Genomic DNA, 17,589 nt, shown 5'->3' with positions numbered 1-17,589 from the left:
CCTTCGTCAGGATGACAGGTACAAGTTGGTTTGTTATGGTGCAAATCCTAATGGCAAGGCCAATTAAACCGCAATGAAGTCTTTCCCTTTTCCAGACCAAACCACAGAAGAACAGCTTCACAATAAAATATATCCCCCCTCCATTCGTTCTTACTGCTATGCCCTCCAAAATCTTCCTCGCCTTTTTGCTTCTTTTTTGCTCCGGCAACCTTTGGGCACAGCCCCTTACCGGTGTATGGAAAGGGCGTATTGGTGGCCAGCGGGCGGAAGTGAAATTTGTGCAGCAGGGCGACAGCATCCGCGGCACCTCGTACTATGTTGCGGCTGGCGGCGGCTTTCGGCGCTACAGCATCCGCGGCTACCGCGATGCGCAAACCAATGCCGTTACCTGGTGGGACGACCAGTTGCTGGAAACAAAAGGCGGCATGATGGGGATTCCGGGAAAAGTGCCGCTGGCATCGGCCGCCGATTTCAATTGCCCCGGAGGCGGCATTATGATGCTGGATGGCAAAACAGCGCCGAAAGAAGATGGCGGTAAAGAAACAGCGCTACACCTCGATAAAGTAACCAACTCCCAGTTTCCCGACGAATGGGATTTTGTGATTGATAATTACACCATAGGCGCTAATGATCCGCGCATCATCGATTCTGTTTCCTTGATTGCATTTGGGCAAAAGCCAAAAGTGGCCACGCCGCAACCTGCCGTGGTGGTGCAAATGCCGCCCAGGAGGGGCATGGTATCTATACCGCCACCACCGGCGCAAAAGGAGCCCGAGCCTGCGGTAGTAGTGGCAGCGCCACCCAAAACCATTGAAGAAAAATTTATTGCCCGCACACCCAAGCATTTCATGGACATACCGCTGCGCGGCGATTCCATTGAATTGCGTTTTTACGACAATGCCGAAATCGACGGCGATTCCATTTCCTTGTTCCTGAACAAGCAGCTTATTTTCCAGCACATCCGCCTTACGGCAAAAGCGCATGTGGTAAAACTAGCTGTGGCCGATATGCAGGATGAAAACGAGCTGGTGATGGTGGCGGAAAACCTGGGCAAAATTCCACCCAACACATCATACATGGTGGCCCTGGTAGGCGACATGCGCTACGAAGCCAACTTGCAAAGCACCGAGGAGGTGAGCGCATTAATCCGGCTGCAGAAACCTAAAAAGGAGTAAACCATTTACCCGATAAAAAACCGGTAAGTGCCGTAAATAAATTGTTGCGTGTAGGTGTTCCAAACCTTAAAGGTCACCTCGTAATAATCCGAAAGTTCGTTGATGCCGGTAACAACAATATTGAGCCGCAGGTAGCGTGCATCTTGCGGTGATAGCGCCTGCAAGCCGCTTTTGCTAAACAGTGCCGGTTCATCCAGCAGCACTTCGCCTTCGCTGGTGGCCAGCTTTTCCGAAGCCTCTAGGTGCACTTTTCCATCCTGCACCTGCCAACCATCCACCACCAGGTTGAGCACCAGTTTTTTATTCACGTTGGTAACATTATCCTCGCTTACCAGTGTGCCATCGTCGTAAGTAAGATAAGCCTGCTCCAACGTTACGCCGCTGGCCTGCACTTCAATGTTGTTGCGGATCTTGGCAGTGGCTTCCTGTTGGCTGGCGGGGCGCACCAGTGTAGCGTTGCTTTGCTTGGTTGGTGTTGTGGCGGTGTTGTTTTGGCCGCAGGCGGTAAGCGCCAGCAGCATCAGCATGGAATAGCGCATCATCATTGCAGTTGGGTGTGGTTCTAACCTACTGCAAAAAAGGGGTAATTCATAGCTCAGCAGCTATGTTGGTTAGCGCGATTGATTGAAAGAAGTTTTAATTGAAATTTTTTATGCGATCAAGATAGTGCACAACATCATTTTACCCACCTAAAACACCAGTGCTGCAAACACGGGGAAATGATCGGAAGAAAACCGGCCCTGCCAGCTTTGCGACAGCGTAGCATGCCGCAGCACCCGGAAGCCATTGCGGATAAAAATAAAATCGATCGGTTCGTTGTCGGTTTCTTTCGGTCCCCAGCCATTGAAGGTGCCGGTTGGGCCAAAATGCGGCATTTGCGAAAGGGCTTTGGCGTCCTGCACATAGATCAGCGCGGTGCTGTCGGTTAATATTTTAATGGGTTCTTCGGATGGCTTTGCGTTGAAATCGCCGGTGAGTACCACGGGCAGGTTGCCGCCCATTTGGTGTATGCGCTGCAGCAGCAAACGTGCACTTTCGGCACGGGCCACTTTGCCCATATGATCGAAATGGGTGTTGATGGCAAAAAATTCTTTGCCTGCTTTACGGTCGCGGAAACGTGCCCAGGAGGCTACCCGCGTAATGGCTGCATCCCAACTTTTTGAGCCGGGCACTTCGGGTGTTTCCGACAGCCAGAACGTACCGGATTGTAAAGCCTGCAATCGGGTGGTGTCGTAAAAAATCGCGGAGTATTCACCTTTTTCTTTTCCGTCATCGCGGCCAACGCCAATGTATTTAAACTGCGGCAGGCGTTGTTGCAGTTCCTGCATTTGCAGGTGCAGCGCTTCCTGCACACCCAGCAGGTGTGTTTGGTAAAACAACACTTGTTGCGCCACTTTGTCTTTGCGGTAAGGCCAGGCATTAAGGCTGTCGGATGTGGTGTTGAGCCGTATGTTGAAACTCATTACATGCAGCGGCTCCTGCGCCACAGCGCCTATAGCCAGCAAAAAACAAACAAGCAATAAAAAGGTGGTACGCATCAGCGGTGATTTGTGGGCCGAAAGATACCAAAGAATACCAAAGTGGCTAAAGCACAAAAAAACAAGTGGCTGTTCATTCCAGATGTTGAATGCGGCTGCTTAGAAAATATATGCTTCCAAATGCAAGCGCAAACAACCGTGCAATGAACAGCCAGCAATTGTTTATGCGCTTTTACATGGCATCGTGGTGTGCAAATGTTTTGCGGTAAAAAACCAATACACAATCGGGAAAATAAGCAGCGTGAGCACGGTGGCGGTAACCAGTCCGCCAATGATCACAATGGCCAATGGCTTTTGCGATTCAGACCCAATGCCGGTTGACAGTGCCGCGGGCAACAAGCCCAGCGCCGCCATCATGGCCGTCATTACTACGGGCCTGGTGCGCACTTTTACGCCTTCAAACACCGCCTTCTCCAGCGACATTTTTTGCCGCAGCTTTTTATTGAATTCCGAGATCAGGATCACGCCGTTTTGCACACAAATACCAAACAATGCGATAAAGCCCACGCCGGCCGAAATGCCGAAATTGATGCCCGTAAAATGCAGCGCAATAATGCCGCCAATGAGTGCAAACGGAACGTTTACCAATACCAATGCTGCATCTTTGATGTTGCCAAACATGATAAAGAGCAGCACAAAAATGGCGATCAGCGAAATGGGCACTACCTGCGCCAGCCGCTCCGATGCCCGGACCTGGTTTTCAAACTCGCCGGTCCAGCCAATGGTGTAACCCGCGGGCAGCTTAATGTTGTTGGTTACCTTTTGCTGTGCTTCGGCAATAGTGCTGCCCAGGTCGCGTTCCCGCACCGAAAACTTTACGCCTATAAAGCGTTGGGTATTATCGCGAAAAACAAATGCAGGGCCCGTTAGTTTTTGTACCTGCCCAATTTCCTTCAGCGGAATTTTTTCGCCGCGCAGGTTGGGCACCATCAGGTTGGCAATGTCATCTTCGTCTTTGCGGTATTGCTGTTCGTACCGAACACGCACATCAAATTTGCGTTCGCCTTCGTATTTGGCGGTCGCGGTTTTACCACCAATGGCCATTTCAATTACTGCCTGCGCATCGGCTTTGGTAACGCCGTAAATAGCCATCTTTTCTTCATCAAGCAGCACACTGATTTCGGGCTGGCCAATGTTGCGCAAAATGCCCACATCCTTGATGCCGGGCACATCGGCAATTTGTGCCATTACACTGTTGGCAATTTTATCCAGCTCGTCCAGGTCGTCGCCATAGATCTTCACTGCATTCGATGCTTTGATGCCTGCAGCCGCTTCGGCAACGTTGTCGATAATGGGTTGCGAGTAGTTGTACGTAATGCCCTGTAATTTGGAAAGCTGCGCATCCATTTCACCAATAATGTCATCGATTGATTTTCCGCCCAATTCCGATTTTGGTTTCAGGTCAACCTGGAACTGCAGGAAATTAAAACCGTTCGGATCTGTACCGTCGTTGCTTCGTCCTTCCTGCGACAACACTTGTTTTACTTCGCTAAACTTCATGAGTTCCTTTCTTATTTGGCCCGCCACCTTTACGCTTTCGGTTTGCGAATAACTCATGGGCAGTTCGGCCGTAACCCACAGTGCGCCTTCATTAAGCGGTGGCAAAAACTCGGTGCCCAGCCAGCGCACCGAAAACATGGTAATGGCCAGCACCGCTGTTGCCACCAGCATGCTCCATTTTTTGTGGCGAAAAGTCCAGCCAAAGCCACTTGCCACACTGTTGTTGATGAAGTTTACAAAGCGGTTGTTTTTTTCCCGCACATTTTTGCGCAGCAAAATGGAACTCAATACAGGCACCAGGGTTAACGTAAACAGCAGCGCACCCAGCAGGGCAAAACCAAGCGTCCATGCCAGCGGCGCAAACATTTTACCTTCCACTTTTTGAAAAGAAAAAATGGGTAGCAGCGCCGTGATGATAATGAGCTTGGAAAAGAAAACCGCCTTGCCCATTTCGGTGCCCGTTCGCTTGATGAGGCCCAGCTTTGCCAGCTTATTGAACCGCGGCATTCCTTCCTTATGTGCTTTATGATCGAGTGCCACAAACAAGCCTTCCACCATTACCACTGCGCCGTCGATGATGATGCCAAAATCCACTGCACCCAATGAGAGCAGGTTGGCACTCATGCCCTTTAACCGAAGACAGAAAAACGCAAACAGGAGCGCCAGCGGAATGATGATGGAAACAATCAGCGTAGTACGCCAATCGGCCATAAAAATGAACACGATCACCGTTACCAGCACAATGCCTTCCAACAGGTTGTTCATCACGGTGCGGGTGCAATAGTCAATCAGGTTATCGCGGTCGTAGAAGGCCACCAGTTGTACATCTTTAGGCAGCACACGGGTGTTGAGGTCTTCGATCTTTTCCTTCACCGCAGCCAGCACTACGCTGGGGTTCTCGTCTTTGCGCATCACCACAATGCCTTCCACAACATCGTCCTGGTGGTTGAGGCCTACCTGGCCCACCCGTGGTGCGCTGCCCTCGGCTACATCGGCTACATTTTTTACCAGCACGGGGTTTCCGTTGTAGTTGTTGATGATGGTGTTTTCAATATCGGCGATGGAATTGAGCAAACCCAAACCCCGCACCACGTAAGCCTGCCCGTTTTTTTCAATTACATCGCCGCCTACGTTGAGGTTGCTTTTCGAAATAGCATCGTACACCTGCAATGGTGTAAGGTCAAATTTTTGCAGCCGCACCGGATCTACATTTATTTCATAGATCTTTTCCTGTCCGCCAAAAGCTACAACATCGGCCACACCGGGCACTGCACGCAGCTGCCGGTCGATGGTCCAGTTTTGAATGGTGAGCAGGTCTCGGCTGTCGCGAACATCGCTGTGCAAGGTGTACCGGAAGATCTCGCCGGTCGGTCCGTATGGCGGTTGCACTTCGGGTTCTACATCATCGGGCAGCTGCACATTGCGCAGCTGGTTATTCACTTGCTGGCGTGCAAAAAAATCTTCCACGCCATCTTCAAAAATGATCTTGATCACCGACAGCCCGAACATGGTAACGGAGCGCACATCGGTACGTTTTTGCACCGAGTTCATCGATATTTCGATGGGGGTGGTTACAAAACGTTCTACTTCTTCGGCGCTGCGGCCACTCCATTCGGTTACAATAATGATCTGTGTGTTGGTAACATCCGGAAATGCTTCGAGCGGAATTTTAATATAACTAAAAATGCCTGCAATAGCCAGCAGCCCTACCCAGAAAAAGGTAAAGGCCCTGTTCTTGAGTGAAAAGGCAATGATATTTCGAATGAACTTGTTCATTGATTAATTGGTGTTGTAGGGAAATAGGTTTGTTGCGGGGAAGTTGTCGTGAAACGTGAATGGTGAAACGTCAATGGTGAATGGGCAATCGTGAAACGTCAATCGTGCAAAGGGAATGTGCTGATGTCTGATGTAGTGATCGCTGATTTTCCCAAATCATACATCACCACATGAGCGATCAGACATCACTCAATTCACCATTCACTATTCACGATTGACGTTTCACGTTTCACGTCCCTCAATCATTTAGCGCATCATACACCAGCAGCTGGCTTTTGGTGATGATGGTTTCGCCGGGCTGCAAACCTGTTTTTAGATAAGTAATGTTGCCCGACTGGCTGTACACTTCCACAGGCCGCGTTTCGATTTTGGTCCGGCTGTGGTACACCATTACCCAGTTGCGGCTTTTATCAAAAATTACGGCAGCCGATGGGATGGCCACCAGCGTTTGTGCCTCCTGGTATTGAATGTGCACGGTAGCACTCATCTCAGGCTTCAGCAACAGGTCGGCATTGGGTATCCGGATGCGCACCTTCATGGCTTTTGTTTCCGGATCCAGCACGTTGAAGATCTTATCCACCTTGCCCACAAATGTTTTATCGGGGTAGGCAATGGTATTGATTTCCGCTGTTACACCCATATGTATTTTACCAATGTCCGATTCGTTTACATTGGCCAGCACCCACACCTCGTCGATCTGTGCAATTGAAAAAAGCGGCTCCGTATTATCGCTGCGCAACTGCACATTTTGGTTGATGTTTTTATCGATGATAAAACCGCTGATGGGTGCCGTTACGTTGTAGTTCGATCCGCCACTGATGCGGTACACCTGGAACATTTCATTGGTGCGTTTTTTTTCGGCACGGGCTTTTTCCAACTCCCGTTCTGCAGCGGCCACATCCCGTTCGGTATTCAGTTTGCCTTCGTAGAGTTCTCGTGCTACCTGCAGGTTTTTTTCGGCCAGCGCCACATCGCTGATGGCATCCATACGTTCGCGGTCGAAGCCAGCCACCTCGCCGCTGCGGATCACCGAAAGCACCTGTCCTTGCCGCACATAGTCGCCCAGTTCCACAGCCACTTTGGTAACAGTGCCGCCCACTAGCGGAAACACCTGCGCCTGCCGGTTGTTATCGGCGGTGATTTTACCAAACAATTTCAGGCTGCTTTGCACGGGTTGCGTGGTTGCTTTTGCAAAATCCATTTGCTGGAGCATGGTATCGCTCAGCGAAAATGTTTTTTCCGGTACTGCATGGGTGTTAGTGCCGCATGCAAATAGTGTTAAGGCCGAAGCCAGGATTAGTAAGCTGTATAAAGATTTCATGTGTTGTAATTATTGATAGATGGGAAGTGCAATGGCGTAGTTGATTTGTTCGGCAGCCAGCAGCAGTTGCTTGCGCACCTGGCTTACGCCGGCCATGCTTTCGGAGTAGGATTCAAAAAAATCAATGAACTCCACCAGCGAAATGTTTCGTTTGCGGAAATTCTCGCCCATGCCATTCAGTACGGTGTTGAAGTCGTCGGTGTACAGGCTGTGTATTTTGTGATACTCCTGTATGCTGCGCTGCATGTTGCGCCATGCTTCCTGTACTTCGGCACGTATTGCTGCCTGGCGCATCGCCTTTTCGTTTGCAAAAAGCTGCTGCTGTATTGCTGCTGCTTTTATATTTCCTTGGTTGCGGTTCCACAGCGGCAGCGGCAGACCCAGCGTCAGGTTTACCTGGTTGCGAAAAGCACCGCCCTGCTGGTCGTACACGGCACCCACCGAAAGATCGGGCACTGCCAGGCTGCGCTGGTAGCGGGTGTTGATGCCGGCAAGGTCTTGCTGCAGTGCCGCCATTTTCCAGTCCGAGCGGTTTTGATACGCCAGCGAAAACAATGAGTCCAGCGAAGGCAGGTTGGTATATTGCTCCGGCTGCACACCCGGAAAATCGGGAACAATCACCGCATCGGTATGCAACAGCAATTGCAGGTTGCGTTGCTGTTGCTGCACGCCCTGCATCAGTTGTGCTTTGTCGTTGCTGATGTCGATATAAGCGGTTTTCAATCGCACCACATCGCGCAGCGCCACATTGCCTTGCCTGGCCTGCACTTCATAAAGGCTGATGAGGGTATCGAGTTGCTGCAGTTGCAGGTCGTATTTCGATAAGGTGCGCAGATCGAACAACACACCATAGTAGTTGGTGCTGAGCTGCAGCTTCAGGTTGCGCAGCAAATCCTGGAACGATTGATTTGCCAAATCGGTGCTGGTGCGGGCCATGGCCACTGCGTGGGCACGCTTGCCACCCAGCAGCAGCAATTGTTCCACTGCAAACATCTTTTGCCCGCTGTTGCCTACACGCAGCACCTTGTTGTTTTCGGAGGAGGTGAGGTTTAGTTCGGCACTTACAACAGGGTTGGGATAAAGTTTTGCCTGCACTTCAAGTGCTTGTTGCTGTTCAATATCGAACTGCGCGGCAAGTATGTACAGGTTATTTTGTAAAAAAAGTTTTTCTGCCCCGGGCAGGGAAATGCGCAGGCTATCCTGTGCACACAATGATCCACCCCATAGGATGACCCATGCGTACAGGATGCCTCTTTTCAATAGAGACATATCGTTTCGCGATTTAAGAAAACAGGGAAATGAGCAGGCGCATCAATGCTCCTGCTGAATCAATAAAATGCCGGTCATGCGGCGTCTTAAATCACGCTTTGGGAGGAGGGATAACGATATTGCTGCAGCCTTTGGGCAGGGGTAAAAAATCGGGGGAAAAGAAATGAGGCTTAGCTGCAGGAAGTATTTCGGGAAGCAATGTTATTTCGGGCGGAACGATTTTTTTTACTTCTTTATGCAGGTGAAAATAATGCGGCTGGTCGTTGTCTTCGTCATCGGCAGGCAGCTGTTTGTCGTGTTCGTTCATCAGCACATCCTGCACAATATATTCCACCACGCTGTTTACATCATCTACCTGCACGCCACGGGCATCATACAAATCCATTTCTTCCATAACGGGGAAGAACATGGATGTGTTCATGTGCGAAAGGAGTAGTATGAATGCCAGCAGTTGCTTCACAGGCCGTAAAATTAAGAACCGCTGACAAACAAACTGTTAAACCTCCATTCGCACTACTGGTGAACATGCAATTACAGCGATGTTTTCAAGCCTGTTACAAGCTTACCTGCATGCTTTGTTGTACCTCCGGTTTTGGAATGTCGATATAAGCCAGCAGCCGTTCTTCCAGGAGCTGCGCATAGGTTTCAAAATAGAGCACCACATCGTCCCGCACATTTTTTTTCAACCACCTGAAGCCGCCGGGTAGCCGGTGCAATACTTCCTTGTTATTGAGGTATTCAAGCTGATGAATATCGGGTGGCGTGAGGCCAATAGCTTCCAGTTTCGAAATAAGCAGGTAAACAGGGGCTGAGGTGACGCCGCAGTAATCTTCGGCAATTTCCGTCCACTCGCCAATGCCGGTATGCGCATGGCGCAAAATTTCTTCTTTGCTCAGGTGCGTTACGGTTTGCAACAGGTGCCCGCAGTTGCAGGAGCCATGGTGGCCCCAGGCGTACGGGGCGCCATCGCGTAAATTTTGTGCTGCCTGCCGCAGTGCACTAATCAGGGTAAGGTTGGGATGAGCCATATTGGATCCTTTTTGTAGTAAACAGCAAAAGCCGTGCATTTGTTGCCGCCCACTGTTTTTTTACAAAACCGAATGCAGTGATGTAGCAACTGCCGCAGGCTTGCGGGGTGCCAGTTTCTTTTTCCAAATAAAAATGGTGTACCCGATGCAAACGCTACCAATTACGGTGGGCGCCAGCCACACCACCACCGGTGGCAGAAAAGTGATGTTGGTGACCAGGAAGGCCGTCCAGGTGGCAATGTAGCCGCCGCCCATGCCGGCAATATGGCCAAAGATCCAGTGGCCTTTTTCCTTCGGACCTTTGATGAACAGTTGCACATCTTTAGCGGCAAAGCCAACGCAGATCAAACCAAACACCAGCGGCACCGGCGCAAAACTGTTGGGCAGCAACCGCAGGCTGGAACCGATCAGCGCAAGGCCAAATAAGCCGCCTATGGTAGCTACGGCCCAGTCGAGAACGGGAGCTTTTTGTCCGCGGCACAATTGCTTGAGGTGTAATATCCGGTAGCCCCGCACCACCAGGTAATAGGAGAAAAAGCCCACCATGAACAGGAACCAGTTTTCTTTCAAAACGCCTAGCACAACGGCGGTGATAAATACGGCAGTCATGCTCCAGAAATAGGCCCGTCCGCTGCCCCGGTGGCGGCCATTGCCTTTGCGGGTAACGGAAGCAATAAAGCCGCTGATTAGTGCACCAAAACCGCCGATGACATGAATGACAAGAAGTACAATTGTGAAGGTTGCCATAGTTGTTTGTTTGTCGTTTCAGGGACAAAGCAACAACATGGGTGAGGCCTTTTCCAAACCGGAGGGGCGGGGTGCAAGCGTTTGGGGCCAACGGCCCGTTTTGGGGTAAAATGCACTGAATATCAGCGCTATTGGGGCGAATGGGAAAGGTGCGCCAGCCGGTCTTTCACCGTTTGGGTAAGGCTACGGCTCACCGGAACCGCCTCACTGCTGCCCTGCAGGTGTAGCCGCAGGCCCTGTGCGTTGCCGCTTACCTGCACCACCTGGTCGAGGTTGACGAGATACATGCGGTGGCAACGGAACAGTTGTGGATGGGCAGCTACCTGCTGCTCCATACTTTTCAGCGAGGCCCGCAGCAGCTGGCTGGCGGCAGCTTTATTTTTTAAAAAAGCTACCCGCACATAGTTGTCGGAGGAGGCGATGAAAAGGATAGCATTTGCCGGCAGGTCCAGTTGCTCCTTTTGTCCTTCGCCACGCAGGGTGAGCAGGGCAGGTTGTGGTGCTGCAATCGCTTCAGGTGTTTGGGGTGCAGGAGGCGCTTTTAATTCCACGTTTACCTCTTGCGCTGCTGCTGCGTACCGGCGGTACAGCATCAGTTGTTTTAAAAACACCACAAAGATGAGCGGGAACACACCCACCTCCGCAGTAATGAGCAGCACACTCCAAAAGGAGCGCTGGCCATGCGTGTTGCCATACAGCGCTTCGAGCAATGCATAATTACCGGCTGCTACAAAAAGAAGGATGATAAAAAGGTAGAGCAGCTCTTTCCAGCTTTTCCAGTGGGCTTCGGAAAAAGGCTGTGGAAAAATTCGGGGCAGGCCGGCTTGCAGCAAACCACTAATCACAAATGTAACCAGGCCAAAGAGCAGGGCATGCAGCCATACCGTTTGCTGCGGTAGGGTGGACAGGCCAAAGGGTTGAAACACGCCGAGGAACAGGGTGATGAACAGCCCGATGCCGGCGCAGACCCGCAGTTTGCGGCCAACATGATACACAAAAGGATAAGGCTGCAGGAGAAAGCGGCGCATGGTGCAAAGATATTTGCTGCGGTTGGAAGCGGGGTGTGTTGTTGTGGGCTGGTTGGGGCATTGTTGAATTTGTTCAATGGGTTCAATATGTTCAATGGGTTCAAGATGTTGACGGGTTTAAGTTGTTTAATTGTTGGTGGTGTTGGGGTGTTTTGGGTGATGCAGAAATGGTGTGAGGGTTTGGTTGTTTATGGCTTTTAAGTAGTTATTCGATTTTTGCTTTCAGGTCTTTTTTATTGAGCAGTTCGGTTGCTGTTTGTCATGCTGAGCGCAGCGAAGCATCTGGGTGGTGCCAATGAGGAATGATTGGATAGGAGGCAGACTCTTTGATGCTTCGAAGTGTTTTGTTAGTGCAGGCTCAGATCCTTCGCTGCGCTCAGGATGACAGGCAAAAAGCGTGATTGGGTGTAAAGAATATCCGAAGGAAAGGGCAAAATTTTAGTGATTGTGCAGCCCACTTATTACAATCAGGGTTTGTCATGCCGAACTCGTTTCGGCATCCCGTTTTATAAGCAGGGTTTCCTAAAGCACAGGGAGATGCCGAAACAAGTTCGGCATGACAGCTAATGAAAGGAAATGGTTTACTACAGGTACATGGGTAAAGCACAATAGCGATACCAACCGCACAAGTGTGCGACGCAACAGGCGCCCAATGGCAATACTACAGCCGTTTACATAAAAAATAAAAAAGCCACAAAGACAAAATCTTTGTGGCTTTGAACGTATTGAACGGCTGGACAAATGCATCCTTTGAACAAGCAGTTTTTCTGCGCTTATTACACTACCAGGTTCACCATTTTGCCTTTTACAAAAATGATCTTTTTGGGCTGCTTACCTTCGAGCCATTTTTGTACCACTTCGTTTTGGAGCACCAGGCCTTCCACTTCGGCTTGGGCGGCGTCCAGCGAAATGGTGAGGGTGGTGCGCAGCTTCCCGTTTACCGAAATGGGATATTCCTTGCTGCTTTCGGCAATGTGCTGTGCTTCAAATTTGGGGAAGGGCGCATCGAGCACCGAGCCTTCGTTGCCCAGCAACTTCCAAAGTTCTTCGGAAATATGCGGCGCAAAAGGCGTGAGCAGCACCAGCAGCGGCTCGAGGATGGCCCGCTTGTGGCATTTAAGATCGCTCAGGTCGTTCACACAAACCATGAAGCCCGACACACAGGTGTTGAACGAAAAACGTTCAATATCGTCTTCGATCTTTTTGATGGTGCGGTGCAGCACTTTTAGTTCGGCAGCAGTGGGTGCATCATTGGTAACGATGGTGCCTTTGATTTCATCCACATAGAGGCGCCAAAGCTTTTTAAGAAAACGGTGTACGCCTTCAATGCCTTTGGTTTCCCAGGGCTTGCTCATTTCCACGGGGCCGAGGAACATTTCGTACATGCGGAAGGTGTCGGCGCCGTATTGTTTAACGATGTGGTCGGGGTTAACGGTGTTGAACTTGGATTTGGACATTTTCTCTACTTCCGAGCCGCAGATGTACCTAGTTCGATCTTCATCAAGAATAAACTCCGCATTTTTAAAATCAGGTTTCCAGATTCTGAATGCCTCTAAATCAAGAGTTGTTCCATCAACAATGTTAACGTCAACATGAAGGGCATCAATTTTACTTGCCCTAAAAAAGTCATGTATGTCAACTAAACTTAGTTCTTCTTCAGTGTACTTTTTTCTTAATAGATCTTCGCTAATTGTGCCATCAACTGTAATTGCGGTATAACCTAACTGAGAGTTTATTTCCTCTCTTGCTTGCTCAAATTCCTCCCAATTACCCTCTAGTAATTTTTGTTGAAACGATTTAGAAATGAAAATGTTTGTACCACTTATTCTATAAACAAAACGCGACGAGCCCTGAATCATCCCCTGGTTCAACAGCTTCTTGAACGGTTCGTCAAAAGAAATATGCCCAAGGTCGTACAGAGCTTTCGTCCACATGCGGCTATAGAGCAGGTGGCCAACAGCGTGTTCGGTGCCGCCTACATATAGATCAACCTGGTTCCAGTAATCAGAAACGTTTTTATCGCAGAATGTAGCATCATTTTGCGGGTCCATATAGCGCAGGAAATACCACGACGAACCGGCATAACCGGGCATGGTGTTCGTTTCCAGTTGCTGCGATGTCCAGCTTTCAATGTTTGCCAGCGGGCCTTCGCCTTCGGGACCGGGGCCATAGCTGTCCACATGCGGCAACTCCAGCGGCAGTTCAGCCTCGGAGAGCGGGTAAGCAACGCCATCAATCCACTTGATAGGAAACGGTTCGCCCCAGTAACGCTGACGGCTAAACGCAGCGTCGCGCATTTTAAAATTGGTTTTGCGTTTGCCAATGCCCATCGCTTCCAGTTTGCCCACCACAATTTCAATGGCATCCCGCATTACGGTGCCATTCAAAAAGTCGCTATTGGTAAGAATGGCATCTTTTGTTGGATTGGCTTCCTCGCCATTGTAAGCATCGCCAATAATATTGGTGATGGGAATGCCAAAATGCTGCGCAAACTTGTGGTCGCGTTCATCGCCGCAGGGCACGGCCATGATGGCGCCGGTGCCGTAGCCGGCCAGCACGTATTCCGAAATCCAGATGGGGATTTCGCGGCCATCAAACGGGTTGACCGCATAAGCGCCGGTAGCCACGCCGGTGATCTTTTTTTCGGCCATGCGTTCCCGTTCGGAGCGGCTTTTTACATAGGCAATATATTCATCTACGGCGCCTTCCTGCCCATTCGATTTTATTTCGTGCACCAAATCCAGCTCGGGGGCAATTACCATAAAGTCCACCCCAAAAATGGTATCGGGGCGGGTGGTGTACACCCGCAATTTTTGATTGGTGCCTTTAATGGCAAAATCAATTTCGGCGCCGGTGCTTTTGCCAATCCAGTTGCTTTGCATTTCCTTCATGGCGTCGGAAAAGTCAACGGTTTGCAGGCCTTGCAGCAGGCGGTCGGCATATTCGGTAATGCGCAGGTACCATTGGCGGAGGCGTTTTTTCTCCACCGGGTAACCGCCCCGTTCGCTTACGCCGTTCACCACTTCATCGTTGGCCAGTACGGTGCCTAGCGCCTCGCACCAGTTTACCTCGCCGTAGCCGCAGTAGGCTACACGGTATTCCATGAGGATGGTTTGCCGGGTTTTTTCGTCGAATGCTTTCCATTGTTCTGCAGTGAAGCTATTTCCGATTGACGATTGACGATTGACGATTGACGCCAGCTGGAAATTAGCGTTAGGTATGGGATGATTGCCGTTTCCTTCCGCTTCAAAGATTTTTACCAGCCCTTCGATGGGTTCGGTTTTGGCGGTTTGGCGGTTGTAAAAGCTGTTGAACAGTTGCAGGAAAATCCACTGCGTCCATTTATAATAGCCCGGCTGGGAGGTGTTTACCTCGCGGCTCCAGTCAAACGAAAACCCGATCTTATCGAGCTGCTTGCGGAAGGTGTCGATGTTTTTGGCGGTGCTTACGGCCGGGTGCACGCCATGCTCGATGGCGTACTGCTCGGCGGGCAGGCCAAAGGCATCGTAGCCCATGGGGTGCAACACGTTGTAGCCGCGGTTGCGTTTGTAGCGGGCAAAAATGTCGGAGGCAATATACCCCAGCGGGTGGCCCACATGCAGCCCCGCCCCGCTGGGGTAGGGAAACATATCGAGCACATAATATTTGGGTTTGTTGCTCCTGTTAGGCACCTGGTAGGCCTTGGATGCTTCCCACTGTGCCTGCCATTTTTGTTCAATATCCCTGAAGTTGTATTCCATTGATGCGCTGTAATTTTTCGTGAAACGTGAAAGGTGAAACGTGAATAGAACCAGTCAATGGTGAAATGCCTGTACCAACAGCCATTTCACCATTGACGATTGACGTTTCACGTACCACCGGCAATAAGCCGGGGCGTTCGCCGTTAAAGAAGGGCAAAAATATGGGATTGCGCCCTGAGTAGCCACTAAAGCTGCTGCCGCCATCCGGCCCGTAAGGCGCAAACCGCTATTTTTGCCGCACTTCAAAACAACTGAATCCTCATGGCGCAATTTGGCAAAGCTGCATCCAAACGCGGAAAACCCTCATACTTTATGTCCATCCTCGGCGTAACGCTGGTGCTGTTTCTGCTGGGCGTGGTGGGCTGGATCACCATCAACTCGCAAAAGCTGATTCAGTATTTTAAGGAAAGCGTGGAGGTACAGGTGTTTCTAAAGCAAAACATCCAGGACACGGCCCGCGAAAACCTGCAGAAATATATTGCCGCACAGCCCTACACCAAGGGCGTGAAGTTTACCGATAAAGAAACCGCGAAAAAGGAATGGATGAAAAGCGGCGGCGAGGATTTTACCGAATTCCTCGACAATGCGCTGCTGCCCACTTCCATTGATTTTACCCTTAAGGCCGATTTCGTGGATTCGGCAAGGCTGGTAGGCATTAAAACCGACCTGGCTCGTTTCCCGGCGGTGGATGAAGTAAAATACCCAAACGCAGTGGTGGGTAAAATGCAGCGCAACTTCAACCTCATCAGCCTTACGCTGGCCGGCGTGGCGGCACTTATTGCCCTGATGGTGATCGTGCTCATCGACAATACCATCCGCCTGGCCATGTTCTCCAACCGGTTTTTGATCAAAACCATGCAAATGGTGGGCGCTACCCGCTGGTTTATTGCCAAGCCGCTCAATGTGCGGGCTATTGTTAATGGCGGCATTTCGGCGGTCATTGCTATTGCGCTGCTTTATGTGGTAATTGTGGTGGCGGAGCGCTTTTTACCAGACCTGCAGGCCCTGCGCGACAACAGCCTGCTGCTGCTCCTGTTCCTGATGCTGCTCATTATTGGCATTTCCATTACCCTGTTCAGCACCCACCGCAGCGTGGTAAAATACCTGCGCATGAAGCTGGATGAATTGTATTAATTATGAGTTATAAATGATGAATCATGAATAAGAAGATGCAGGCTAATTCATCACTCATCATTTATAATTTATAATTCCTTAAGACTGTATGCTAACCTAGTTCTCCCTTTTTCTCCTTTTCTTTGCCCTGCTTAAGTGCAACACATCATGAAAGAAAAAAGATCGCCCCTACATATTGATGAGCCCGCAACCAACCGGGCCAGCATGTTCGACCGCAGCAACTATACCTGGATGCTGATTGGAGCAGCCGTAATGGTTGTAGGCTTTTTGCTGATGGGCGGCGGCCGCAGCGCCGACCCCAACGTGTTTGACGCCAACGAGGTGTACAGCACCACCCGCATCACCATTGCACCCATCCTCATCCTGGCCGGGTTGGTGATCGAGATCTACGCTATTTTTCGCCATCCCAAAGCCTAGCGCTTTTCTTATATATCACCCATGACCTTATTCGACGCAATCATTATTGCGGTGGTGGAAGGGCTTACCGAGTTTTTGCCCGTTTCCTCTACCGGACATATGATTATTGCTTCTTCATTGCTGGGCCACAGCAACGATACCTTCACCAAAATTTTTGAAGTATCCATCCAGCTGGGTGCCATCCTGGCCGTGGTGCTGGTGTATTGGAAAAAGTTTTTCCAGTTTACCAACCCGCTGTTTTACGCCAAGCTTATTGCTGGTGTTTTCCCGGCGCTGGTGGCCGGCTACCTGTTCAACGATGCTATTGAAGCCTTGCTTGGCTCCGAGCTGATCGTGGCCATTGCCCTGCTCCTGGGCGGCATCATACTGGTGTACATCGATCGGTTGTTTCCGCAAAATACCACCCCCGACCTGCTGGCCGCCGAAACCACCCGCAGCGAACTGGTAGAAGCCGACGAACAACTGACGTTTAAAAAAGCATTTTTTATTGGCTGCTGGCAACTGCTGGCTATGGTGCCCGGCGTAAGCCGCAGCGCATCATCCATTATTGGCGGTATGCAGCAAAAACTGACGCGCAATTTTGCCGCGGAGTTTTCTTTTTTCCTGGCAGTGCCCACCATGGTGGCCGCTTCGGGGTATTCGCTTTTTTTGAAAGACTGGACCGAGGAGGGTGTGGAAGTAAAAGGCTACGAAATCATTTTTGCCACGCAGGAAAATATACAAGCCTTTGCAGTGGGCAACGTGGTAGCTTTTGTAGTGGCGTTGCTGGCCATCCGTTTTTTTATTTCCTACCTAAAAAAATATGGGTTCCGCGTTTTTGGTATTTACCGCATCATTGCCGGCCTGGTGCTCTTGGGCATGTATGCCATGGGGTGGCTGGGATGATGGGAATGATGCGTTATGAATTATGAGTTAT

14 protein-coding genes are annotated in these 17,589 nt (G+C 50.4%); 4 read left to right on the top strand and 10 right to left on the bottom strand.

From position 1 onward, the window contains the following. The first annotated feature begins 158 nt into the window (after positions 1-158). Entirely contained in the window at positions 159-1,175 is a 1,017-nt protein-coding gene (locus tag EPD17_RS00525) for a hypothetical protein (RefSeq protein WP_132050863.1), read from the top strand. Between the two features lie 5 nt (positions 1,176-1,180). Here the strand turns inward: EPD17_RS00525 and EPD17_RS00520 are convergent, their stop codons facing one another. From EPD17_RS00520 to EPD17_RS00475, 10 genes are all read right to left on the bottom strand, one after another. Further along, positions 1,181-1,714 (bottom strand): hypothetical protein, encoded by a 534-nt coding sequence (locus EPD17_RS00520; protein ID WP_132050861.1) that lies wholly within the window; start codon positions 1,712-1,714, stop codon positions 1,181-1,183. A 150-nt stretch (positions 1,715-1,864) separates the two neighbouring features. Continuing rightward, positions 1,865-2,713, bottom strand: coding sequence for an endonuclease/exonuclease/phosphatase family protein (locus EPD17_RS00515; protein ID WP_132050859.1), 849 nt, complete (start codon positions 2,711-2,713; stop codon positions 1,865-1,867). Positions 2,714-2,875: 162 nt separating this feature from the next. Then, entirely contained in the window at positions 2,876-5,989 is a 3,114-nt protein-coding gene (locus EPD17_RS00510; protein WP_132050857.1) for an efflux RND transporter permease subunit, read from the bottom strand. Between the two features lie 238 nt (positions 5,990-6,227). Beyond that, positions 6,228-7,310: an efflux RND transporter periplasmic adaptor subunit gene (locus tag EPD17_RS00505; protein WP_132050855.1), complete on the bottom strand. Its 1,083-nt coding sequence runs from the start codon at positions 7,308-7,310 to the stop codon at positions 6,228-6,230. Positions 7,311-7,319: 9 nt separating this feature from the next. Further along, on the bottom strand, positions 7,320-8,579 hold the full coding sequence (locus EPD17_RS00500; RefSeq protein WP_132050853.1) for a TolC family protein: 1,260 nt from the start codon (positions 8,577-8,579) through the stop codon (positions 7,320-7,322). A gap of 91 nt (positions 8,580-8,670) precedes the next feature. Beyond that, positions 8,671-9,039 carry a hypothetical protein gene (locus tag EPD17_RS00495; RefSeq protein WP_132050851.1) on the bottom strand — a complete coding sequence of 123 codons (369 nt, stop codon included), beginning with the start codon at positions 9,037-9,039 and terminating at the stop codon, positions 8,671-8,673. A 94-nt stretch (positions 9,040-9,133) separates the two neighbouring features. Beyond that, positions 9,134-9,607: a hypothetical protein gene (locus EPD17_RS00490; RefSeq protein WP_132050849.1), complete on the bottom strand. Its 474-nt coding sequence runs from the start codon at positions 9,605-9,607 to the stop codon at positions 9,134-9,136. Between the two features lie 60 nt (positions 9,608-9,667). Beyond that, positions 9,668-10,354: a hypothetical protein gene (locus EPD17_RS00485; RefSeq protein WP_132050847.1), complete on the bottom strand. Its 687-nt coding sequence runs from the start codon at positions 10,352-10,354 to the stop codon at positions 9,668-9,670. A gap of 128 nt (positions 10,355-10,482) precedes the next feature. Further along, positions 10,483-11,382, bottom strand: a complete 900-nt coding sequence (locus EPD17_RS00480; protein WP_132050845.1) for a LytR/AlgR family response regulator transcription factor — start codon at positions 11,380-11,382, stop codon at positions 10,483-10,485. Between the two features lie 776 nt (positions 11,383-12,158). Continuing rightward, positions 12,159-15,122 (bottom strand): leucine--tRNA ligase, encoded by a 2,964-nt coding sequence (locus tag EPD17_RS00475; RefSeq protein WP_132050843.1) that lies wholly within the window; start codon positions 15,120-15,122, stop codon positions 12,159-12,161. A gap of 261 nt (positions 15,123-15,383) precedes the next feature. Here EPD17_RS00475 and EPD17_RS00470 point away from each other — a divergent pair, with 261 nt between their 5' ends. The 3 genes from EPD17_RS00470 to EPD17_RS00460 all read left to right on the top strand — a co-directional run bounded on the left by EPD17_RS00470 (position 15,384) and on the right by EPD17_RS00460 (position 17,558). Next, positions 15,384-16,256: a cell division protein FtsX gene (locus EPD17_RS00470; protein WP_114235739.1), complete on the top strand. Its 873-nt coding sequence runs from the start codon at positions 15,384-15,386 to the stop codon at positions 16,254-16,256. A 147-nt stretch (positions 16,257-16,403) separates the two neighbouring features. Continuing rightward, positions 16,404-16,673: a DUF3098 domain-containing protein gene (locus EPD17_RS00465; protein ID WP_114235740.1), complete on the top strand. Its 270-nt coding sequence runs from the start codon at positions 16,404-16,406 to the stop codon at positions 16,671-16,673. A gap of 21 nt (positions 16,674-16,694) precedes the next feature. Next, positions 16,695-17,558, top strand: a complete 864-nt coding sequence (locus EPD17_RS00460) for an undecaprenyl-diphosphate phosphatase (protein ID WP_132050841.1) — start codon at positions 16,695-16,697, stop codon at positions 17,556-17,558. Positions 17,559-17,589: the final 31 nt, after the last annotated feature.

Source organism: Pseudocnuella soli, assembly GCF_004347775.1.
Lineage (GTDB): Bacteria > Bacteroidota > Bacteroidia > Chitinophagales > Chitinophagaceae > Flavisolibacter > Flavisolibacter aquaticus.
The sequence above is the reverse complement of the archived record's forward strand: the minus strand, read 5'-3'. Positions and strand labels throughout refer to the sequence as shown.

Bases quoted from the DNA above. Each gene is read 5' to 3' on its own strand.
- EPD17_RS00525 (WP_132050863.1), top strand. From the start codon at position 159: ATGCCCTCCAAAATCTTCCTCGCCTTTTTGCTTCTTTTTTGCTCCGGC.
- EPD17_RS00520 (WP_132050861.1), bottom strand. From the start codon at position 1,714: ATGCGCTATTCCATGCTGATGCTGCTGGCGCTTACCGCCTGCGGCCAA.
- EPD17_RS00515 (WP_132050859.1), bottom strand. From the start codon at position 2,713: ATGCGTACCACCTTTTTATTGCTTGTTTGTTTTTTGCTGGCTATAGGC.
- EPD17_RS00510 (WP_132050857.1), bottom strand. From the start codon at position 5,989: ATGAACAAGTTCATTCGAAATATCATTGCCTTTTCACTCAAGAACAGG.
- EPD17_RS00505 (WP_132050855.1), bottom strand. From the start codon at position 7,310: ATGAAATCTTTATACAGCTTACTAATCCTGGCTTCGGCCTTAACACTA.
- EPD17_RS00500 (WP_132050853.1), bottom strand. From the start codon at position 8,579: ATGTCTCTATTGAAAAGAGGCATCCTGTACGCATGGGTCATCCTATGG.
- EPD17_RS00490 (WP_132050849.1), bottom strand. From the start codon at position 9,607: ATGGCTCATCCCAACCTTACCCTGATTAGTGCACTGCGGCAGGCAGCA.
- EPD17_RS00485 (WP_132050847.1), bottom strand. From the start codon at position 10,354: ATGGCAACCTTCACAATTGTACTTCTTGTCATTCATGTCATCGGCGGT.
- EPD17_RS00480 (WP_132050845.1), bottom strand. From the start codon at position 11,382: ATGCGCCGCTTTCTCCTGCAGCCTTATCCTTTTGTGTATCATGTTGGC.
- EPD17_RS00475 (WP_132050843.1), bottom strand. From the start codon at position 15,122: ATGGAATACAACTTCAGGGATATTGAACAAAAATGGCAGGCACAGTGG.
- EPD17_RS00470 (WP_114235739.1), top strand. From the start codon at position 15,384: ATGGCGCAATTTGGCAAAGCTGCATCCAAACGCGGAAAACCCTCATAC.
- EPD17_RS00465 (WP_114235740.1), top strand. From the start codon at position 16,404: ATGAAAGAAAAAAGATCGCCCCTACATATTGATGAGCCCGCAACCAAC.
- EPD17_RS00460 (WP_132050841.1), top strand. From the start codon at position 16,695: ATGACCTTATTCGACGCAATCATTATTGCGGTGGTGGAAGGGCTTACC.